General features: G+C 59.8%; 17 protein-coding genes. 10 read left to right on the top strand and 7 right to left on the bottom strand.

Annotation, left to right across the window (positions count from 1 at the left end; translation table 11 throughout):
* Positions 1-14: 14 nt before the first annotated feature.
* From A3224_RS02220 to hemB, 3 genes are all read left to right on the top strand, one after another.
* Positions 15-1,187, top strand: coding sequence for a benzoate/H(+) symporter BenE family transporter (locus A3224_RS02220; RefSeq protein ID WP_067150917.1), 1,173 nt, complete (start codon positions 15-17; stop codon positions 1,185-1,187).
* On the top strand, positions 1,188-1,808 hold the full coding sequence (locus A3224_RS02215) for a GntR family transcriptional regulator (protein WP_067150914.1): 621 nt from the start codon (positions 1,188-1,190) through the stop codon (positions 1,806-1,808).
* Positions 1,809-1,927: 119 nt separating this feature from the next.
* Entirely contained in the window at positions 1,928-2,938 is a 1,011-nt protein-coding gene (gene hemB, locus A3224_RS02210; RefSeq protein ID WP_067157311.1) for a porphobilinogen synthase, read from the top strand.
* A 1-nt stretch (position 2,939) separates the two neighbouring features.
* Here hemB and A3224_RS02205 read toward each other — a convergent pair whose 3' ends face one another.
* The 3 genes from A3224_RS02205 to mrcB form a co-directional block, all read right to left on the bottom strand.
* Positions 2,940-3,620 carry a Fe2+-dependent dioxygenase gene (locus tag A3224_RS02205; RefSeq protein ID WP_067150910.1) on the bottom strand — a complete coding sequence of 227 codons (681 nt, stop codon included), beginning with the start codon at positions 3,618-3,620 and terminating at the stop codon, positions 2,940-2,942.
* A 21-nt stretch (positions 3,621-3,641) separates the two neighbouring features.
* A complete protein-coding gene (locus tag A3224_RS02200) occupies positions 3,642-5,948 on the bottom strand; it encodes a TonB-dependent receptor (RefSeq protein ID WP_067150907.1) in 2,307 nt (768 codons plus the stop codon).
* A gap of 275 nt (positions 5,949-6,223) precedes the next feature.
* The gene (mrcB, locus tag A3224_RS02195) at positions 6,224-8,746 is read right to left on the bottom strand and encodes a penicillin-binding protein 1B (RefSeq protein ID WP_231902436.1); all 2,523 of its coding nucleotides are present in this window, start codon (positions 8,744-8,746) and stop codon (positions 6,224-6,226) included.
* A 277-nt stretch (positions 8,747-9,023) separates the two neighbouring features.
* Here mrcB and A3224_RS02190 point away from each other — a divergent pair, with 277 nt between their 5' ends.
* Positions 9,024-10,022 carry an adenosine kinase gene (locus A3224_RS02190; RefSeq protein ID WP_067150902.1) on the top strand — a complete coding sequence of 333 codons (999 nt, stop codon included), beginning with the start codon at positions 9,024-9,026 and terminating at the stop codon, positions 10,020-10,022.
* A 241-nt stretch (positions 10,023-10,263) separates the two neighbouring features.
* On the opposite strand, the gene A3224_RS02185 is transcribed toward A3224_RS02190, so the two are convergent.
* The 4 genes from A3224_RS02185 to A3224_RS02170 form a co-directional block, all read right to left on the bottom strand.
* Entirely contained in the window at positions 10,264-12,057 is a 1,794-nt protein-coding gene (locus A3224_RS02185; RefSeq protein WP_067150899.1) for an EAL domain-containing protein, read from the bottom strand.
* Positions 12,058-12,227: 170 nt separating this feature from the next.
* A complete protein-coding gene (locus A3224_RS02180; RefSeq protein ID WP_067150896.1) occupies positions 12,228-12,797 on the bottom strand; it encodes a YajG family lipoprotein in 570 nt (189 codons plus the stop codon).
* Between the two features lie 65 nt (positions 12,798-12,862).
* On the bottom strand, positions 12,863-13,309 hold the full coding sequence (locus tag A3224_RS02175) for a copper chaperone PCu(A)C (protein ID WP_175487776.1): 447 nt from the start codon (positions 13,307-13,309) through the stop codon (positions 12,863-12,865).
* A gap of 28 nt (positions 13,310-13,337) precedes the next feature.
* Positions 13,338-13,961, bottom strand: a complete 624-nt coding sequence (locus tag A3224_RS02170) for an N-acetylglucosaminyltransferase (protein ID WP_231902435.1) — start codon at positions 13,959-13,961, stop codon at positions 13,338-13,340.
* Between the two features lie 225 nt (positions 13,962-14,186).
* On the opposite strand from A3224_RS02170, the gene A3224_RS02165 reads away from it, so the two are divergent.
* From A3224_RS02165 to A3224_RS02140, 6 genes are all read left to right on the top strand, one after another.
* A complete protein-coding gene (locus A3224_RS02165; protein ID WP_067150886.1) occupies positions 14,187-15,983 on the top strand; it encodes a protein-disulfide reductase DsbD family protein in 1,797 nt (598 codons plus the stop codon).
* 260 nt (positions 15,984-16,243) lie between these two features.
* Positions 16,244-16,693 (top strand): type II 3-dehydroquinate dehydratase, encoded by a 450-nt coding sequence (gene aroQ / locus A3224_RS02160; RefSeq protein WP_067150883.1) that lies wholly within the window; start codon positions 16,244-16,246, stop codon positions 16,691-16,693.
* 25 nt (positions 16,694-16,718) lie between these two features.
* Positions 16,719-17,177 (top strand): acetyl-CoA carboxylase biotin carboxyl carrier protein, encoded by a 459-nt coding sequence (accB, locus tag A3224_RS02155; RefSeq protein ID WP_067150880.1) that lies wholly within the window; start codon positions 16,719-16,721, stop codon positions 17,175-17,177.
* 15 nt (positions 17,178-17,192) lie between these two features.
* Positions 17,193-18,533, top strand: coding sequence for an acetyl-CoA carboxylase biotin carboxylase subunit (accC, locus tag A3224_RS02150; RefSeq protein ID WP_067150877.1), 1,341 nt, complete (start codon positions 17,193-17,195; stop codon positions 18,531-18,533).
* Between the two features lie 78 nt (positions 18,534-18,611).
* The gene (prmA, locus tag A3224_RS02145) at positions 18,612-19,493 is read left to right on the top strand and encodes a 50S ribosomal protein L11 methyltransferase (protein ID WP_067150874.1); all 882 of its coding nucleotides are present in this window, start codon (positions 18,612-18,614) and stop codon (positions 19,491-19,493) included.
* Positions 19,494-19,833: 340 nt separating this feature from the next.
* Positions 19,834-20,994: a DUF3426 domain-containing protein gene (locus A3224_RS02140; RefSeq protein WP_067150871.1), complete on the top strand. Its 1,161-nt coding sequence runs from the start codon at positions 19,834-19,836 to the stop codon at positions 20,992-20,994.
* The last annotated feature ends 42 nt before the right edge of the window (positions 20,995-21,036 follow it).

Here is a 21,036-nt window from a genome sequence, read left to right as displayed (position 1 = left end):
AAAAGGTATACATTTTGTCTCGCTCCATTTTTACAGATACGAGCCTGTCCGCAGTGAGTGCCGGCTTTGTGGCAGTGCTGGTCGGGGTCGCCAGTTCCATTGCCATTGTCTTCGAGGCCGCCCGCGCCGCTGGCGCCAGCGAAGCGATGATGGTGTCCTGGATCGGTGCGCTCGGACTCGGCATGGGACTCACCTGTATCCTTTTTTCCTGGTACTACCGCGCGCCGGTTATCACCGCCTGGTCGACCCCCGGCGCCGCGTTACTGGCCACCAGTTTGCAAGGCGTGTCCATGTCCGAGGCGGTTGGCGCTTTCCTGTTCAGTGCTGTGCTGACACTTTTGCTGGGCTTGTCCGGCACCTTTGACAAGGTGACGCGAAAGATTCCCGCGCCTGTGGCCAGCGCCATGCTGGCCGGCATTCTGGTTCAGTTCGGCCTGTCCGTATTTACTTCGCTGCAGGCCAGCCCGGCACTGGTGGGCGCAATGTTGGCGGCCTACCTCCTCGGCCGCCGCTGGCTGCCTCGCTACGCGATCATCCTGGTTTTAATCACCGGCTTTGTCGCCAGCTGGTTGCTGGGCCTGACCCATTTCGAACAGATACACTGGGCGCTGAGCCAGCCAATATTGGTAGCGCCGGAGTTCAAACTTTCCACTCTGTTCGGGGTCGGTCTGCCGCTGTTTATCGTCACTATGACGTCACAAAACATTCCCGGTGTCGCGACGCTGCGCGCTAGCGGCTATGAGCGGGTACCTGTTTCACCGGTCATCAGCGGCACCGGACTGGCATCACTCTTACTGACACCCTTTGGCGGGTTTGCTTTTAATCTCGCCGCGATCACCGCCGTCATCTGCACCGGACCGGAGGCACACCCGGACCCGGCCAAGCGCTACACGGCAGGTATCGCCGCGGGCATTTTCTATCTGCTGGTCGGTCTTGGAGGCGTCACTGTGGTTTCTCTGTTCAGCGCCTTCCCGCCAGCGCTAATCGCGAGCCTGGCGGGCCTGGCGCTGATCGGCACTATTGGCGCCAGTCTCGAGGGCGCCACCCGCGAAAGCGACAGCCGCGAGGCCGCACTGATCACCTTTCTGGTCACCGCCTCCGGGGCCAGCTTTCTGGGAATCGGCTCCGCCTTTTGGGGGCTTGTCGGAGGACTCGCCAGCCACTGGATTTTCAAGCGGAGAGATTAAATGGGCCTGTATCAACGCCTGAAGTCAGACTTACAACAGGGGCGCTTTGCGCCGGGCCGAATCTTAAAGCAGAGCGAATTGGCGGAAATGTACGGCGTCAGCCGCATACCAGTGCGGGATGCCCTACAGCGGCTGAAAAGCGAGGGCTGGCTCAGCGGGCATGGCAAACGCGGGGTGGCGGTGCCCCTGTTCGACCCGCTGGAAGTAGAAGACCTTTATTTAATGCGCACGCGGCTGGAACCCCTGCTGCTCGAACTTGCCGCGCCGCATCTCAGCGGAGAAATCCTCGGTCGCGCGGAGGATATTCTCGACCGCATGGAAATCGGCAACCAACTCGAGGCTGCAGAAATTGGTGCGCTCAACCGGGAATTTCACGCCTGTCTCTACCGCCCCGCCGGCAGGCGGACACTCTTCGCGACGGTGGAACAACTGCACCAACAATGTGAACGCTATATCGGCTACCAGTCCCGAGGGCTCGATTATCAGGCCCAAAGTCAGAGCGAACACTATGAAATTCTGTCAGCTCTGCGCCAAGGAGAAATCCAGCAGGCGACATGCATTCTCGGAAACCATATCAGCGCCGCAGGGCAAGCTCTGGTGCAGCACCTGCGAAATCCCTGACATATTCCCATGGGTGTTGCAGAGAGCTTCGACAGGCTATGGAAGAGGAACAGCTCAACCGCAACCGGTTTGTTATGATTGCCGCCGCTTTACGTTCTTCCAACCGGAGTCACTTCCCCATGAGCAATAACCTTCACCGCGGCGCCTACCCACACACCCGCCTGCGCCGCTTGCGCGCTCGGGACTTTTCCCGCCGCTTGGTGCGTGAGCACAGCCTCAGCTGCGACGATCTGATACTGCCGCTGTTCGTGATCGAGGGGCGTGGCGAGACTCAGAAAGTTACGTCTATGCCGGATGTCGAGCGCCTGAGCGTGGATTTGCTGGCAAAAAAAGCCAAAACGCTGCTGCAGCTGGGTATTCCCGCGGTGGCGCTTTTCCCGGTGGTCGATCCGGCACACAAATCCGATGACGCCCGCGCTGCTTATGATCCCGATGGCCTGGCCCAGCGCGCCGTGCGCGAGCTCAAAAATGCCGCGCCGGAACTTGGGGTAATCACTGACGTAGCCCTGGACCCCTTCACCAGCCACGGCCAGGATGGGCTGATGGACAACAGCGGCTACATCGTCAATGACGATACTGTCGAAGTTCTGGTACAGCAGGCCCTTTCCCACGCCGTCGCCGGCGCCGACGTAGTGGCGCCCTCGGACATGATGGACGGCCGCATCGGCGCCATCCGCGAGGCTCTCGAGCGGGAGGGCCATGTGAACACCCTGATCATGTCTTACGCCGCCAAATACGCTTCTGCCTACTATGGCCCGTTCCGCGATGCTGTCGGCTCCGCAGGCAATCTGAAGGGCGGCAGCAAGGCGAGTTATCAGATGGACCCGGCCAACAGTGATGAAGCGCTGCACGAGTGCGCCCTGGACCTGCAGGAAGGTGCGGACATGATTATGGTCAAACCGGGTATGCCCTACCTGGATGTGGTGCGGCGAGTGAAAGACGAACTCAAAGTCCCCACCTTTGCCTACCAGGTGAGCGGTGAGTATGCGATGCACTGTGCCGCGTTTGACAACGGCTGGCTGAATCGCGAGTTGGTGATACTGGAATCCCTGACGGCCTTTAAACGCGCCGGCGCGGACGGGATACTGACTTATTTCGCCGAAGAGGCAGCGCAGCTGCTGCAGGACTGAATCAAATCACCGCAAACTGACGCACCAGGTTGTGGTAAACACAGTGCAACCGATCCAGCTCGGCCCTGTCCACCTGCCCCTGGTGCAACAACCGCTGGATACTCTGATCCAGTTCATAGAGGCTTCGCCGTGCCGACGTATCGGATACCATGCTCTGAATCCAGGTAATGGCAGCGAGACGCTGACCTCTGGTCACCGCAGTGACCTTGTGCAAACTGCTGGAGGGGTAGACTACAGCCGAGCCGGAGGGCAGCTTGACCGACTGCTCTCCGAACTCAGTGGCAACGATTAGCTCGCCGCCATCGTATTCTTCCGGCTCGTTCAAAAACAGCGTCATCGACACATCGCTGCGCAATACGTCTGCGGTGCCGGGGATACGCATGATCGCCGCATCGACATGGAATCCATACTCTTCCGTTTCGCTGTAGCGGTTGAATACCGGCGGAAATATGCGGTGCGGCAGTGCGGCGGAAATAAATGCGGGCGTCTCCCCCAGGCGCGCCAGCAGTTGGTTGGCCAACCGCTGCACGCCCGGGTTCGAGGCATCGGCCTGATGATTGTTCTTGACCGCCGCCGCCATCCCCATGGCGGTGGCCTTGCCGTCACTCCAGGGCAAGGACGATAACACCTCGCGGAAGCGGCTGACTTCCTCTGGTGTCAGCAGGTTTTCAATCACAACCATCGGCCGTACGCACTCCCCTTGTCAGAACTCGTAGGTTAACGTTGTGCGGAAACTGCGGCCGTCACCCAGGTACATAAACGCCCCGGAGCGGTATGCCGCGGTCCAATACTCTTCATCGAGCAGGTTGCCAATATTGGCCCGCACGGTAAGTCTTTCCGTCGCATGATAGTTAGCGAAGAGCCCCACCACTTGGTAACTGGGGACCACAATGCTGTATTGACCGCTTTCGTGGTCGTAACCCGCCGCAGTATCCGGCTGGCCGCCGTACATTTCACCCTGGTAAGTGTAATCGCCACCAAAAGCGAGGCGCTCTGTCGGCTGATAGCGGATCTGGAAATAGTAACTCTTCTCGGAGAAGTTACTCAGCGCCAGCCCTATGTTCTCTTCGTTGTAAGAATCCAATACTTCGGAATCCATCAGTGTGGCAGAGGCCTGAATACTGAGTTTATCGGTGATATCACCGCTTAGGCCAAACTCCACCCCCTCGACCCGGTTTTCACCGGTATTCAGGGTGCCCAGGGTGGAGTAGCTGTCACCCACACTCTCCATCACGTCACTTTTGGTCATGCGGAAAGCCGCAGCTGTAAACATCAGCTTTTCATCGAAAAGCATCCACTTGGTGCCCAGCTCCAGATTTTCCACCACTTCCGGATCCGCTTGCGCAGCCTGCTCCGGCGTACCGCACAACCCGCCATAACCACAGTTGGTGCCCAGATCCGACTCGCCGCCATTGATATTGGTCGCGGTGCTGTATGTCGCGTAGACATTGCCGTTTTCGGCTAAGTCATACACCAGGCCCAGGTGGCCGTTGTACATGGTATCGGAATAGGCGTACAGCTGATCGCTGGTGACATTGCTGTAGTCAAAGCGGTCCTGGCGCAGGCCGAAAAAGATATCCATCTTGTCTGTGACGGCAAAGGTGTCCATTACATAGGCCGACACGGTTTCAATGTCATAGAGTGAATCGGCTTCACCACGAGTGAACGTTCGACCCATTACCCGGCCGAGGTCGCTCGCCAGATTGCCCTCCGCATCCAAAATACAGTATGCGCCGGAAACACCTCTACGCCCCGAAGTCAGGCAGTTGGTTTCGTTGCCATACTCGATGTCATAAACGCCGTTATCCACTGACTCGTCGGTGTACTCGAGGCCGAACACCAGTTTGTGCTCCCGACCGAACCATTCGGCATCCCAAAAAAGGTTGAATTGGGTGGTGACATAGTCCACCTCCTGCCAACCTTGATGGGTACTCAGGGTCATGGTGGCAGCACCGGGTGCTTCGGGATCGGTATCGGCCCGGTTGGTACCGTGAAGACCGGTTGTGATGTAACCGTTTTCCGTTTGCCCTGTGCGCGTCGCGTTATAAAAACGCAGCTTGTCGTTGATCTTGTATTCGGTGCGCAGGGTAAAGGTGGTCACCTCGGAATCCAGGAAGTCGTTGTCCTGGGCATACACCGGGATATCCTCTACCGGCTCGCGGACAGTTTTGTCGAAATAGCTGCCCAGATCCGGCTTGTCATGCGCATCCAGATAGTAGACGTCGGCAATGAAAGACAGTTTTTCGGAAGGGTTGTATATACCAGACAATTGTGCACCGTCGCGCTCGCGCTCGATGCCTTCGCGCCCCGGCTTGTCTTCGCTTGCGGACAAGCCATTGATGCGAACTGCCACCTCATCCGACAGTGACAGGTTGTAATCGACTGTAAAACGGCTGTGGTCATCGCTGCCCGCGGCCAGATCTACACGTCCAAAGTTGTAAGCAGTGGAAGCCTTTTTCGTAATGCTGTTGACCGCACCACCGGACGAGCCGCGCCCGGCAAAGGTGGAACTCGGCCCCTTGGTGATTTCGACGCGCTCGGTGGCAAAGCTTTCGCGAGTGGTCATCCCCGGATCGCGCAAACCGTCGACAAACACATCACTGCGCGCCTCGTGCCCACGGATAATATAGCGGTCGCCAAAGGCGTTGCCGTTCTCACCGGTGCCCAGAGTGACTCCTGCCTGGGCATTGAGGATATCTTTCAGGTCGGTCCTGCCGGATTCCTGAATCTGGTCCAGAGTCAACACACTGATCGTTTGCGGCGTATCCACCAGGTCGGCGACCCGGCGGGGGTCCCCCGAACGATCGTAGCGGTAAACCGAGTGCCGCACGCCGTGAATTTCGATGTGCTCTATGGCCTCCTTATCGGCCACGCATTCCACATCTTTTTTATCCTCGCACTCCGGCTCCTCTGCATAGACGGCCGCGGCGTGCGTGCCGAATGCCAACGCCGCAGCAATAGTCTGCGCCCCCAGAGTGAGCGGTGTTTTCTTTGTGTACTGTCCTGACATTATTCTGACCTCCCAAAATGACCCAGCGCCAACGCCGGCGCGGAGTATAGGTGATGTTTGCGCTGAAATAAATATAAATGGCAACTATTATCATTTATATACAAAGGGCAAAGGGGGGGGGGCGACCGCTAAATCCACTCAAAAATAAACACCGCGAGAGGAAGTCTTCGAGCGGTCAAAAAAAGAGGGGGCCAAGTCTTGTGAAATAACCCTTGCGGACGGGACGCAGTGCGTTGCCCAGGAGGGGGGCGCTTCGCCAGCGCTTCAATCGAGGTTCAAGGCCACTGGTCCTCCAGCTCCCAGGGCTGCGGCGCTTCCCGCTGCCAGGGCTGCGCCTCCACCACCGGCGCAGCGCGGTTACGGAGATCTTCTTCGCGCCGCGGCAACTGTAGCGGCTCCTCATCCGGCTGGGGGTCCTGTTGGCTTTCATCGTCGCGGCGCAGCTGCTCCTGCAATTGTCGCTCTCGCTCGCGGCGGCGCTCTTCTTCGCTTGGGTCAATTCCCCAGCCCGGTGTCATCTCTTCCCTCGGTGCGGCCTCCTGCTGATCCCCGCGATCAAACCAGTTGCGGAACCAACGCCAACGATCACGCCCCGCGCACTCCGGCGCTGGCTGCAGACGCGTCTCATAGGAGAAGGGCAACTCTGTACCACCGCGGCAATAGTCAGGGTCCATATATTGGCCGCGCTCGTTGACCGGCTTGAACTCCACGCCGCGGGGCGGCTCCACGCGACCGTGACGGTGCGGCAGGCTGCGCATTACCTCGGTCCAGATAGACAGGGCGCCAGTGGCCCCGGTCAGACTCGTGCGCGCATTGTCGTCGCGGCCCAGCCACACCACTGCAGTAACGCCCGGGGAGAAGCCCGCAAACCAACTGTCGCGATAGTCGTTGGTGGTTCCCGTTTTCCCGGCGAAAGCCACACTGCCCGGAAGCCGTCGGAAGGCACTTCTGCCGGTACCCTCGCGCATCGCCTGTTCCAATGCGTAGCGCAGCAAATAGGCGGGCACAGGGTCCACACCGCGGTCAGCGCGACGGCGGAAGTACTGCGCATGGCCGCCGTCCGCATCGGAAACTGCTAGCAGGGTGCGAGGCTCCACATGTTCACCGCCGTTGGCGATGGTCTGGAACATATTGGCCACTTCGAAGGGGGTTAACTCCACCGCGCCCAAAAGCATGGCGGGCACCCGCGGCAAATCCGCCTGCACCCCCAGGCGGCGGATGGTCTGCCGTACATTCTCAAGCCCCAAATCCATTCCCAGGCGCGCCGTGGCCTGGTTATAGGACTTGGCCAGAGCCAGGTACAGGGGCGTGGGGCCGTGACTGCGCTTGTCGAAATTGGAGGGCATCCACACCTGACCATCATCCGACTCGACACGGAGCGGAGCATCCTCAATCGGTGTGGCCAGATTGTATTTATGCGGCCGCTCCAGCGCGGTCAGGTAGACCGCGGGCTTGATCAGAGAGCCCACTTGGCGGCGCGCCTCCAGCGCGCGGTTAAAGCCCGGATAGTGCGGGCGGCGGTCACCAACCATCGCCAGCACCTTGCCACTCTGATTTTCCAGCAATACCGTCGCCGCCTGCAGGGAGCCTTTCTGAATGCCGCGCGTCTTCTCCAGATTGGCGGCACCAGCGCTGACAGCGTCCTCCACCACTTTCTGCACCGAGGGCGCCAGCGTGGTGTAGATGCGCAGACCTGCCGTCCGCAGTTCCTCGTAGGAATAATAGGGGCGCAGCTCTTCCAGCAGCCTCTCTGTAAATGCCGGATAGGGGTTTTGCGCGTTGCCGCCGGCGCTGCTCACGCCGAGCGGTTTCGCCTTGTTGGCCCGGTGGGTGTCCGCATCGATCAAGCCCTGCTTGAGCATAATATCGAGCACGGTATTGCGCCGTTCCAATGCCCGCTCCGGATGGCGCCAGGGGTTGTAGTAGGAGGCTCCCTTTGCCAACCCTACCAGCAGTGCGATCTGGTGCGGCTCCAGCCTGTCCAGGGGCCGCTGGAAATAGAACTCGGAGGCCAGGCCAAAGCCGTATATGGCGCGACTTCCCTGCTGGCCCAGCCACACCTCATTGATGTACTCCTGCAGGATATAGCCCTTCTCGTAGTGCAATTCCATCAGGATTGCCATCAGGGCTTCATTGAATTTGCGCCACAGACTTGGCTTGTGGTCAAAAAAGATATTTTTCACCAGCTGCTGAGTGATGGTGGAGCCACCCTGCACCACCTCACCGGCCTTGAGATTGGCCAACATGGCACGGGCAATGCCGCGCGGGGACACACCGAAGTGATTGAGAAAGTCCTGATCCTCCACTGCGATCAGTGTGTTGGCCAGCAGCGGGGGAATATCGGCAAAACGCACTGGGTTGCGATCGTCGCCGCCACCGAGAAGGGTGCCGATGTTCGCGGCGTCGAGCCGGAAGCTTTCCAGGCGCTCACCATTTTCGTCGCGCAGGTTGCTGATTTCGTCGTTGCGCAGGCGGAAGCTGACCACTGCCGCCGGCTCGCGGCCATCCGCGTGTTGAAAGTCCCGGCGCCACACCCGGTAATCCATTCCGTTCCGGGTCCACTGACCCGGTTCCGTCAATGTATCCCGCTTGCGGTAATTTAACGCTTCAAACTCCGCTTCCAGTTCGTCAGGGCGCATCACCATGCGCTCGCGCAGAATCAGCGGGCGCGCGAATACCCGCGCCGGCAATTGGTACAGGCGACTGTCGAGCCGCTCGCGCAGCTGTACGTCCAGGTAGACCATGTAGCCCGCCAGCGCCAGTACCCCCACCAGTGCCATCAGGCTAAGGCGCACCATCCAACGGTGTAATCTCCCCGGTCTAGACGCATTTTGGCGCCGGCGCTTGTTCGATGCCATATAACGAAGTTTCAGACTATTTAATCAACTATAGATAGAGTGCAATCTGTGGATTGACCGCGGCAGCTGTACAAAAGTTCACCACAAAGAGCAGCACTTCTGGGCCGGCCCTTTATAAGGCTTGCGCAACACAAGTCAAACTCGCCACCTTGCACTTGCCCTGAGGGCGGCGATAATGCGCCGGTTATTTACTCAATCAGCTCCGAAAAGGACGAATATGCACCAGTACGACCTCTACGGCATAGGCGCAGCCTTGCTCGACACGGAAATCGAAGTCACAGACAAGGATCTGCAGAAGCTCGGCGTTGAGAAGGGGGTCATGACCCTGGTGGACGATGCGCGCCAGCGGCAGCTGGTAGCGGATCTGGAGGATCACCTGGTAACCGCCACCCGAGCCTGTGGCGGTTCCGGCGCCAATACGGTAATCGCCGCCAGCTATTTCGGTCTGCGCACTTTCTATTCCTGCAAAGTGGCAGCGGACGACAACGGAGACTTTTATCTCGCCAACCTCGCCAGTGCCGGCGTCGACTACCCGGACGCACTGGATGAAGCGGTCCCGGGCACTACCGGAAAATGTCTTGTTCTGGTCACTCCAGACGCCGAGCGCAGCATGAATACTTACCTGGGCATCAGCGAACAACTGTCGACAACAGAGCTGGACATCCATGCTCTGGCCGCCTCCCGCTGGGCCTATATCGAAGGCTATCTGGTGTCATCGGAAACCGGTCGAGCCGCCGCTATCGCCCTGCGCGAGCAGGCGGAGAAAGCCGGGGTAAAAACGGCGCTCAGCCTCTCCGATCCGGCCATGGTACAGCTGTTCCGGGACGGGCTGGGGGAAATGATTGGCGACGGCGTGGATATGCTCTTTTGTAACCGCGACGAAGCACTGGGCTTTACCGAAACCAATTCCCTCGACGACGCGGCCGCGGCGCTGCAGCGCCACTGCCGCAGCTTTGCCATTACCCTAGGCGCCGAAGGCGCCCTACTTTGGGATGGCGAGCGGCAGCACCGGGTTTCCAGCCCCAAGGTACACGCAATAGATACCAACGGCGCCGGGGATATGTTTGCCGGCGCCTTCCTCTATGGTATCAACCGCGATATGCCCTTCGCCGAAGCGGGAGAACTCGCCTGCCGGGCGGCGGCTCAGGTAGTGAGTCAGTACGGACCACGGTTGCGGGCGGAGCAACACGCCGAACTTTTGGCGGCGGTTGTTTAAGGAGGGGGCGCCTAGGGAACCTCTGATTAATTCGAGGGGATACTACGGTGGGTTCCGGGGCGCTCAGGCAATAGGATGGATATTTCGAAAGCGCACAAGTACTTCCCTGTAGCTCCGACGGATACATCCCTGTATCCGACGGTTTCGAAATATCTACCCTATCACCTGAGCTTCTCATCCGCCCACGAAGAATCTCTGCCCCCAGAACGTGAATTAATCAGAGTTTCCCTAGTCGGGAGTCTCAGGAACCGCCCTGGGCCTCGACCCCTGGATTCCGGGCCGCTTCACAGATTTCCGGCAGACAGGCGGCGGCAGCGATACCAAAGCCCTGGGCGTAGTCCACTCCCATTAGGCGCAACCGCTCCATCAGTTCAGGGGTCTCGACGTATTCAGCGATGGTTTTTATGCCCATTCGCTTGGCCAAGTGATCGATAGTGCTGACCATTGCACTGTCGATCTCGTCTTCGATCATATTGCGCACAAAGCTGCCATCGATCTTCAGGTAATCCACCGGCAGCTGGCGCAGATAGGCCAGAGAGGAAACACCGCGCCCAAAATCGTCTAAGGCGAAGCTGCAGCCGGCAGCCCGCAACTTGTGGATAAAAATAAGCGCCCGCTCGAGGTTGTTGATCGCACTGGTTTCCGTAATTTCAAACTGCACCCGCGACGGCGCCACCCCCTTCTCGGTCATCTCCCGCAATACATAGTCGGCGAAGGTTTCATCCCCCAGACTGATACCGGATATATTGATCGCATAGTTGAAACCACTCATACCCATGCGCTGCTCCAGCGCCATGTAGGAGAAGATTTCGCGAATCACCCACCGGTCCACATCCTCGATCAATCCGTATCGCTCCGCCGCAGGCAGGAACAGCCCGGGGGAGATCAGACCTCCATCCCGACCGCGCATACGCACCAATATCTCGTAATGATGCACCCGCGGCTCGCCCTGAAGCGACACCACCGGCTGACGGTAGAGTAAAAAACGCTCCTCGCGCAAAGCCGCATGAATCTCCGCCACCCAGGTGGTTTCGCGACGCTTTTCCAGTACCTTGCGCGGGTCGCCGAAAAACTTCACCCGGTTGCGGCCTTGGTCGCGCGCCACGCGGCATGCGTCGTTTACCGACGCCAGCAACTGGGTGGCACTGGGTGCATGGCGGTCCACGGTGACCGCACCGACAGACAACGCCACGCGGCTATCACTACCCTCCCAGCGGAAGGCAAAACCCTTTACCGCCTCCAACAGCCGCGCCACCACCCTGCGCGCCTCTTCCAAGGTGCAGTCGCGCAGCAATACCGCGAACTCGTCACTGCCCACACGTGCAAGCAGATCGGCACTCGACAGGCAACGGCGCAGCAACTGCGCCAATTGTGTGAGCAGTTGGTCACCGGCGCTGTAGCCCAAAGTGTCATTGATCACCTTGAACTGATAGACATCCAGGTACAACAGCACATGGTGTTGACGCCGGTCGACACACAGGGACAAAGTCTGCTGCAATTCGATTTCAAAGAACTGCCGGTTGGGCAACCGGGTCAGGGCATCGTGGCTGTTCTGCCAGCTGAGACGGGAGGAAATACGGCGCGCGGCAGAAGTGTCCCGCAGGACCAGAACAAAGTTGCTAAGGGCTGCGCCATCGCGCACAGCCAACACTTGTACATTAACCTCCAAGGGGCTATGCGATTCACCGGAGTGCCGTATACAGGCGCTGAACTCCCGGACGCTGGGCGCGTCCTCGTCCCCTCCGGACGGCGGTAATATTGGCGGTAAAGGCACGCCCTGAGCATCGTATAACTGCAGGCTGTCATTGAGCATCTGCCCCGGCAGCAGCCCCACCAAATCACCGGTCATCTCACTGACCAATGGATTGCTATAGGTGATTCGGCCGCGGGCGTCAGTGACAATCACTCCGTCGGCAATCTCCCCCAGCGCCACCTCAGCGGCCTGCAGGCTAATTTGTGCGCCGGGCATCAGGTCACCATCGACCTGAGTTAGCAGGCCGAGATATTCGACGGATTTTGGGTCAAACTCAGTCAAAGCTGCAAGCTCGCGCCTTTAAGTAGTCCTACCGCGCCGACCGGGAACAGCCGCTTGCTCACGGCAGCGGCAATATTGCGATTCCACCGACTCCACTATTCGAGTCCGCGACAATACTCCGTGCACGGTGCCTTCCCTGCCCACCCGCTGTTTCGATGCAAATCACACACTCACAGATGGGTGCGCAAGAAGTTTCTCAGTTTTTCATCCTCAAACGCGCGCTGCAACGTCGCCCCCAAGAGGCCGTTAATGCGCGCTTCGACTTCCTCTCGGCTGGGCTTGATCAGCGTTCGGTCCACGCCACTGGAGCGGTAGCTGCCGAAATAGGTAGCGCCCCCGATCTTCACTTCCAGTTCCACTTCAGCAGAGGTGTCCACCTTGCTGGTATACAACTTGTTGGGGCTGTCGTACTTGAGACCGGTCAGTTTTGCCAGCACCTGCACGTCCCCACCCTCGTCGACCGTGCGGAAAGCCCATTTATCGAAACCACCGCGCAGGGTCGAAGCAATTGCCCCCTCTACATCGTTAGCTAGGCTCACGCGGGCGGTCTCTGCATAGACTCCGCCTAAGGATCCCAGTCCACCGCCCGGCAGCTGATTGACACCGCGCACACTCAAAGTGTACCCGGCGCCGATGGTCTCCGGCACTACCTGTACCTGTGGGTGCACCTGAATCTGCAGTGGACTGTGGGCACAGGCCGCCAGTACACAAGCGCCGAGGAGCAACAACAGCTTTTTCATCAAATCCTCCTGCGTTTTTTCACGCGTTTTTTCGCTTCAATTCGTACCCGGTCAGCGGTAAAAGTTCAGTGGTGGTGATGGTGCTGCGCAGCCACTGGCAGAGCGCGCACCGGCACTTCTACCTCCAGTACCGCGCCGCTGGCAAAGTGCAAGCGCAATTGCAATTGTTCACCGGCCCGCAACTTGACACCGTGCAACATCAGGTGCGTACCACCGGGGGCCATACGCACTTCGCCACCGGCGGGAATCACTAGTGAAGCCAGAGGACGCATGCGGCTGACACCGTCGTCGTCCACAGTTGTATGCAGCTCCACCATGGCACCATCAATATCCGGCAGTTCAACGGACTGCAATTGCATGTCGCCAGTGCCCTCGTTGTGGAAAGAGAGGTAGGCCGCGGTCATCGCCGCGCCCGGCAAAGTTTCACGGGCGTAGCCTTGCACCCGCACAGTTTGCGCCCAGACCGACGCGCCAATGCCCAAAAAAAACACGGTATACAGAAAAATGTGCACTCCTCGCATCATCGCCTCCTGCCAGATTTCATTCCGTATTTCCACCAAGTTGCAGTAGCAACCGCGGCGGGCTGCCCAGCTTGATATCCCCCCGCACACGGTAGCCGGGCACTGCCTCGCGCAATTGTTGATAGATCCAGCGCCCCTCTGCATCGGTGCGTGCCACGATAATCACCCGCAATCCATCATTGCGGATGCGCTCCGCGGCGCGGTGCAACAAAGCCACCACTGCGTCCGACTTTGCATCCAGTTGCCCGACCGGTAGTTCCAAGCTCTCGCCCTGGGGCAGATCCTGGCGCGCGCGACTGAGCTCTCGCGCCAACTGTGCACGCACCTCCATCACCAGTGGATTGCCCGGTGCCAGTTCTTCGGCGCGGCTTAAATAGGTGTTCACTTCCCCGAAAGACCTCTTGCGCAGGGCATTGCGGGCCCGCTCGACGAATTCGATCACTATGGCTTGTATACCCCCGGCGGCACGGCGGTTATCCGGATCCAATTGCCTTGCGCGCAGATAATAGTCATATGCGCTGGCGCCTGCGGGATAAATCAAAAGCCCCTGGTGCAGGGCCTCTTCGGCGCGATCGAGAAAGAACTCAACATTGCGCCTGCGTATTTCCTCCGGCGAGGGTGCTGTCGGCTCTGGTTCCGGCAAAGGTATCGCGCGCGGTGATGGTATCGGCGGCCTGGTGGTTACACAGCCCCCCAAATACAGGACCAACAACAAACTAAAAGTGCGAAGACGGTCAATTGACGACAAGCCAACCCCCAACTGTTGTTTTTTTGCGACACCGCCGTCGCTATACTGCCGGCTCGACCGAACCCCTGCCGACGGCGTCAGTCAAAGGCTCTCGTCAGACTATAATGAATTTTTACTCCGATGACTGTGATAACCAAGCGCTTCTCCAAAATTTTCCTCCCCTTGCTGACAGTCCTAACGCTGGCTTTCGGCACAGGGAGCAGCACATTGGCGTCGGATTCCCCTTTTGCCTCCCTGGCCGCGAGTGACGCAGAGTTCCTCCCTGTCGACCAGGCCTACCAGCAGGACTTCCTCTTCTCCGGCGACAACATCAGCACCATCTTCCAAATAGCGCCAGGCTACTACCTCTACCGGGACAAGCTGGCCTTGTATCACATTGACGGCGGCACCAAGAAAGAGCTGCCCCTGACCCTGCCCGAGGGCGAAGTCATCTGGGACGACTACTTCGAGAAGGAAACAGAGGTCTACCGGCTGCAGCTGGAAATTCCCCTGGCGGTGCAGAGCGCTGGCCCACTGCAATTGGAAATCCACTACCAAGGCTGTGCCGACGCCGGTCTTTGCTATCCACCCCAGGTGCGCCACTTTGAGCTAGATCCTACAAAGGCGAGCGCCACACCGGTCACAGCCCCCACCGCACGAAGCAGCACTCCCCCCTCAAGCGGTACGGACACCAATACCGACATGACCCTGGCCCTGGCGGTGGTGCTGGCCTTTGCCGGGGGACTACTGCTGAATCTGATGCCCTGCGTCTTTCCGGTACTTTCGATCAAGCTGCTGGCAATCAGCCAGACCTCGCAACAGGCGGGCCAGCGGCGCCTGCACGGCTGGGCCTACAGTATTGGCGTGGTAGTGAGCTTTGTGTTGATCGCGGCACTGATGCTGACCCTGCGCGCGGGCGGCGAAGCTGTCGGCTGGGGCTTCCAGCTGCAGTCCCCCTGGCTGGTGGCAGCCCTGGCCTACCTGTTTTTCACCATGGGGCTCAGCCTCTCCGGCCTGACCGCGTTCGGCACCCGCCTGATGGGACTCGGCAGCGGCGTCAGCGCACACCCCGGGCTGCGTGGCTCCTTCGCCACAGGCGCTCTGGCAACCCTGGTGGCGAGTCCCTGCACGGCACCGCTGATGGGATCCGCACTGGGCTTCGCGGTCACTCAACCGGCGGCGGTGGCGCTGGCGGTCTTCGCCGCGCTGGGCGCCGGCATGGCGGCACCCTTTCTGTTGCTGACCTATATTCCGGCCCTGGCGGATCGCCTGCCGCGCCCGGGCCCCTGGATGGACAAGTTAAAACAACTCCTCGCCTTCCCGATGTACCTGACCGCCGTGTGGCTATTGTGGGTGTTGGGTCGCCAGAGCGGCAGCGACGGCGTGGCGCTGGTCCTGGCCGGCGCAGTGGCCATCGCCTTTGCCCTGTGGATATGGCCCCACGCGCTTGAAGCCGGCAGCAAATGGCGCTGGGGTAAAAGCGCGGTAGCTCTGCTGGCACTGGCTTTTGCTGTCGGTCTTCTGCCGCAACTGAATACAGTGGAAGCCTCTTCGGAAACCGCCAGCGGCTACTGGCAGCCCTATTCGCCCGAACGACTGGAAGAAGCGCGCAGCCAAGGACGCCCGGTGCTGGCCAATATGACCGCCGCCTGGTGCATCACCTGCCTGGCCAACGAAAAGGTGGTGTTATCCAGCGACGAAATCGTCACGGCGGTGGAGCAACTGGGGGTAGTGGCACTGAAAGGCGACTGGACCAACCAAGATCCACAAATCAGCGAATTGCTGGCCAAATACGGCCGCACCAGTGTCCCCCTCTACCTGCTCTTCCCCGCCGGTGGAGGCGAGGCAAAAGTCCTGCCGCAGATCCTGACCCGCGAGGGCCTGCTGGCGGAACTGCAGTCGGCCGCCGAAGGTGGGCTCGGCACTTCCATGCGTTGAGCAGGGCAGAAGTGCGCCACTGTAGCCAGACCCACCGGCAAAAAGGACAAACGCAATATTTCTGCGCTGAATATCAGTGAAAAGCCGCCGAAATGCGGCTAACTTCAGCAAGCTGTGCCGCAGGCATGGACATAGAGTCACTTTTGCGGCACACTCACCCCGGCTGTCGGGCACACAATCCGCAATCTTTAGTTTTTCCGCAAGATTGTAGATTTTCACCGGTTTTTTCTAACTGTTTTGCGCCTTTTTGAGAGCATTCCATGGCGAAACTTCTCCTGCTGCACGGCCCCAATCTCAACTTGCTCGGTACGCGTGAGCCGGAAATCTACGGTGCCACCACCCTGGCGCAGATCAACGAGGCGGCGCGCCTCCAGTGCGAAGCTGCCGGCCACCAGCTGCAGACGCTGCAAAGCAATAGCGAAGCGGCGCTGATCGAGCGCATACATACAGCCCGGGACGAGGGCGTGGATTTTATCGTGATCAACCCGGCAGCGTTTACCCATACCAGCGTAGCGCTGCGCGACGCACTGGCGGCTGTGGCCATACCGTTTATCGAGCTGCACCTGTCCAACCCCCATGCGAGAGAGGAATTCCGCCGCCACTCCTATTTTTCCGATCTGGCCCGCGGGGTCGTGTGCGGCTTCGGCGCGCACAGTTACACCCTGGCCCTGCAGGCAGCCATTTTTCAACTGGACACAACGACCAAATAGCGAACCAACACTGTGAGTGAACATTATGGATATCCGCAAGATTAAAAAACTGATTGAACTGCTCGAGGAATCGGATATCGGCGAGCTGGAAATCAAGGAAGGAGAAGAGTCCGTGCGCATCAGCCGCGGTGTCAGCGGTGCCCCCCAGGCGGCTCCCGTTTACGCGGCGCCCGCGGCCCCTGCCGCCGCGCCCGCACCGACTCCAGCGCCGGCAGCCGCTGAAACCCAAGAAGAAGCACCGGCAATCACTGGCCACGTGGTCAAATCGCCGATGGTCGGCACTTTCTACGCCGCCCCCAGCCCCGGCGCCGAGCCTTTCGTGAAGGTCGGCCAGCAGGTGAAAGTGGGAGACGTGATCTGCATCGTCGAAGCGATGAAGATGATGAACCAGATCGAAGCCGACAAGGCCGGAACCATCGAAGCCATTCTGGTGGAAAACGGTCAGCCGGTAGAGTTCGACCAGCCGCTCGTGACCATCGTCTGAGCGGGGTGAATCGGCATGTTTGAAAAAGTACTGATCGCCAACCGGGGCGAAATCGCGCTGCGCATACTGCGCGCCTGCAAGGAGATGGGCATCGCCACCGTGGCCGTTCACTCCCAGGTAGACCGCGACCTGAAACACGTGCGCCTCGCCGACGAGTCTGTGTGCGTGGGCCCCAATCCTTCGCCCCAGAGCTACCTGAACATCCCCTCAATCATCGCCGCAATGGAGATCACAGATGCCCAGGCGGTGCACCCCGGCTACGGCTTTCTGGCGGAAAACGCCGATTTCGCCGAACAGGTGCAAAAGAGCGGCTTTACGTTTATCGGCCCCGACCCCGATGTGATCCGGCTCATGGGAGACAAGGTTTCCGCCATCGCAGCCATGAAAAAGGCCGGAGTTCCCACGGTGCCCGGCTCCAACGGACCGCTGCCGGATAACGGCGAACGCTGCCTGGCAATCGCCCGCGAGATCGGCTACCCGGTCATCATCAAGGCCGCCGCCGGTGGTGGCGGGCGCGGCATGCGCGTGGTACACACGGAGGCAGCCCTTCTAAACGCCATTTCCGTCACCCGCTCCGAGGCCGAGGCCGCCTTCGGCGACGGCACAGTGTACATGGAGAAATTCCTGCAGAACCCACGCCACGTGGAGATCCAAGTGTTGTCCGACGGCCAAGGCAACGCCATCCATCTGGGTGACCGCGACTGCTCCCTGCAGCGGCGCCACCAGAAGGTTCTGGAGGAGGCGCCAGCCCCTGGCATCCCCGACGAGGTGCGCAGCCAGGTACAGGAATCATGCGTACAGGCCTGCATCGACATCGGCTATCGCGGCGCGGGCACCTTCGAATTCCTTTACGAGGACGGGCGTTTCTACTTCATTGAAATGAACACCCGCATCCAGGTGGAGCACCCGGTCACGGAGATGGTCACCGGTGTCGACCTGATTAAAGAACAAATCCGCGTCTGCGCGGGCGAAAAGCTCTCTATCCGGCAAGAGGATATCTCGATCCGGGGCCACGCTTTTGAGTGCAGGATCAACGCCGAAGACCCGAAGACCTTCTTCCCCTGCCCCGGCAAGGTCAACAACTTCCATACCCCCGGTGGACTGGGTGTACGGGTCGACTCACACCTTTACTCCGGTTACACAGTACCGGCCAATTACGATTCCATGATCGCCAAGATCATCACCCACGGCGAGGACCGCCAAGAGGCCCTAGCGCGTATGCGTGTGGCCCTGTCGGAACTGATTGTCGACGGCATCAAAACCAATATTCCGCTACAGGAAGAACTGGTGCGCGACGAGGCCTTCGCCCAGGGTGGAGTCAACATCCACTATCTCGAGAAAAAACTGGAGCTATAGCTCCGCCGCGGGGCCGGAAAGGAATATCCGGCCCCTGTTCCGATGACACCCACAACCAACCTTCACCACTGAATTACCATGCCCTGGCTCCAACTCCGTGTAGATACCGATCGCGAACACGCTGAAAAAATCGAGGAAGCGCTGCTTTTCGCCGGCGCGGTGTCCGTCACGCTGCAGGACAACGCCGACCAACCGATCCTGGAGCCCGGCCTCGGCGAAGTGCCGCTGTGGGACCACACCCGGGTCACCGGCCTCTTCGACGCGGAAGTAGATACCGCCGTGACCGAAGCCAAGGCCGCCGCCTACTTGTGTGAGCTGCTGCCCAACGCCCGCTGGGAACAGCTGGAGGACAAAGACTGGGAACGGGAGTGGATGTCCCATTACAAGCCGATCCGCTGCGGGGACAAGCTGTGGATCTGTCCCAGCTGGTGTGAACCGCCGGAGCCCGAAGCCGTCAACCTGTTGCTCGACCCGGGGCTCGCTTTCGGTACCGGCACCCACCCCACCACCTTTCTGTGCCTGCAGTGGCTGGGACAGGAAAACCTGACCGGCAAAAACGTCATCGACTTCGGCTGCGGCTCCGGCATCCTGGGTATAGGCGCCATACTGCTCGGTGCAGCGCGCGCCTCGGGCACCGACATAGACCCGCAAGCCCTAATCGCCAGCCGCGACAACGCCGAGCGCAACGGCATAGACCCCGCCCGCTTTCCGGTCTATCTGCCGGAGCAACTGCCGCGGGAAAAGGCCGACATAGTACTGGCCAACATTCTCGCCGGTCCGCTGGTGGAACTGGCGCCGCAACTGAGCGAATTGACCCGCATAGGGGGACGCATCTGCCTGTCCGGCATACTTTCTTCTCAGGCGGACCAGGTTAAAGCGGCCTACCGGGAGTGGATCGACTTCGACGCGGACGGGCTACATGAAGACTGGGTGCGCCTCAGCGGCACCCGCGTACGCTAGGCACCGATAAATCGGTACAAGCGCTGCTACGGGCTCGCGGGCGCCTAAGGAGCCTCTGATGAATTCACCTGAGCACAGTCGTTGGTTCCGGGGCGCTCAGGTAATGGGATGGATATTTCGAAAACGCACGAGTACTTCCCTGTAGCTCCGCCGGATACGTCCTTGTATCCGACGGTTTCGAAATATCCATCCCACCACCTGAGCTTCTCATTTGGGTGATAGGTCTCTTTGTCGTCCAGGAGCCAATGAATCAGAGTCTCCCTAACACAAGGTGAACAAGGTTCGCCGTCACGCAACCTGCTGCTACACTTGGCGCCCCGATAAAAATTACGCAACTCGCATGTCGCAACTGGTTACCCGCTGCCCCCATTGCAGCACACCGTTTCACGTCAATGAGCAGCAACTGCGCGCAGCCCGCGGCGCAGTGCGTTGCGGCTCTTGCCTGCAGGTATTCCGCGCCGACGAGAACATTGTCTTCGACGAAGGCGCTCCCTCTGAACACAAACGCCTGGAGGCGCTGCTTGAGGACGACGACATCCTGATTCACGACGATATGGATCTGGAGGATGAAGAAGAGACGACAGCGCCCACCGACAAAACCCCGCCGCCCCCGAGCGCGGTGCGCGAAGAGGACGAACAACCACTGATCGACGACGCCTTTGGCGATAGCCAATGGCAGGAAATCGCCGCCGCGCCGAGTGCGATACAGGAAGACGGCGACGAAGAAGACGACGACAACGAAGTTCTGCTGGACGACGATTGGGATGACACCCCATGGGCAAATGAAATCCCCCAAGCGCCGCAAAAGCCTGACTCCACCCCACCGCCAACAAACCGGGAAGAGCGGAAGCCCCCCCGGAGTGCACTGAGTGGACAAACGCGGCATACCCCTCTGCCCAACACATCAAAAGAGACCTCTGCCAGTGCGGCCTCTCACGATTTTGCCGCAGGCTCCGAGCGCGAGCGGCTGATCTCCGCCATAGAACCCGCACCTCTGGAAGTCGCCTGGTCTCCACACCGCGAAAGACGTGTCCCGGGCTGGCTCTGGACACTGTTGGCACTGCTGCTCGCCGCCGGCATCCTGGCGCAGGTCGCCTATTTCCGCTTCGACAGCCTGAGCAAGCGACAGCCGTGGAGAAACATTTACGCTGCGGTCTGTCCAATGCTGGACTGTGAGCTGCCGCCGCAAGTGGATCTGCAGGCCATACACACCTCCAATCTGGTGGTGCGCAGCCACGCACAAATTCAGGGCGCCCTGGTGGTGGACGCGATTCTGCTCAACACGGCGCCCTTCGATCAGCCCTTTCCGCGGCTGTTACTGAGCTTCAGGGACCTGAAGAACAAACCAGTCGCGAGCCGACTTTTCGAACCCGAAGACTATTTGCAGGGCGAACTGGCCGGGCGCCGACAAATGCCCAGCGGAAGCCCGGTCCACATCGGAATAGAGATCGTGGACCCGGGCAAAGAGGCGGTGAACTACGAGCTGCAAATTGCCCCTTGAGCGCCGCATCTCGCCCTGTAACACCAGCACAAAATGGCGCGT

The sequence above is a fragment of the Microbulbifer thermotolerans genome (assembly GCF_001617625.1).
GTDB lineage: Bacteria > Pseudomonadota > Gammaproteobacteria > Pseudomonadales > Cellvibrionaceae > Microbulbifer > Microbulbifer thermotolerans.
Note: the sequence above shows the minus strand (reverse complement) of the source record. Positions and strands in the feature narration are given on the sequence as shown.

What these genes read in the sequence shown, in the direction of transcription:
- aroQ (WP_067150883.1), top strand. Translation starts at nt 16,244, where the DNA reads ATGGCGAAACTTCTCCTGCTGCACGGCCCCAATCTCAACTTGCTCGGT.
- accC (WP_067150877.1), top strand. Translation starts at nt 17,193, where the DNA reads ATGTTTGAAAAAGTACTGATCGCCAACCGGGGCGAAATCGCGCTGCGC.
- prmA (WP_067150874.1), top strand. Translation starts at nt 18,612, where the DNA reads ATGCCCTGGCTCCAACTCCGTGTAGATACCGATCGCGAACACGCTGAA.
- A3224_RS02215 (WP_067150914.1), top strand. Translation starts at nt 1,188, where the DNA reads ATGGGCCTGTATCAACGCCTGAAGTCAGACTTACAACAGGGGCGCTTT.
- A3224_RS02180 (WP_067150896.1), bottom strand. Translation starts at nt 12,797, where the DNA reads ATGAAAAAGCTGTTGTTGCTCCTCGGCGCTTGTGTACTGGCGGCCTGT.
- A3224_RS02205 (WP_067150910.1), bottom strand. Translation starts at nt 3,620, where the DNA reads ATGGTTGTGATTGAAAACCTGCTGACACCAGAGGAAGTCAGCCGCTTC.
- A3224_RS02165 (WP_067150886.1), top strand. Translation starts at nt 14,187, where the DNA reads ATGACTGTGATAACCAAGCGCTTCTCCAAAATTTTCCTCCCCTTGCTG.
- mrcB (WP_231902436.1), bottom strand. Translation starts at nt 8,746, where the DNA reads ATGGTGCGCCTTAGCCTGATGGCACTGGTGGGGGTACTGGCGCTGGCG.
- A3224_RS02190 (WP_067150902.1), top strand. Translation starts at nt 9,024, where the DNA reads ATGCACCAGTACGACCTCTACGGCATAGGCGCAGCCTTGCTCGACACG.
- hemB (WP_067157311.1), top strand. Translation starts at nt 1,928, where the DNA reads ATGAGCAATAACCTTCACCGCGGCGCCTACCCACACACCCGCCTGCGC.
- A3224_RS02140 (WP_067150871.1), top strand. Translation starts at nt 19,834, where the DNA reads ATGTCGCAACTGGTTACCCGCTGCCCCCATTGCAGCACACCGTTTCAC.
- accB (WP_067150880.1), top strand. Translation starts at nt 16,719, where the DNA reads ATGGATATCCGCAAGATTAAAAAACTGATTGAACTGCTCGAGGAATCG.
- A3224_RS02200 (WP_067150907.1), bottom strand. Translation starts at nt 5,948, where the DNA reads ATGTCAGGACAGTACACAAAGAAAACACCGCTCACTCTGGGGGCGCAG.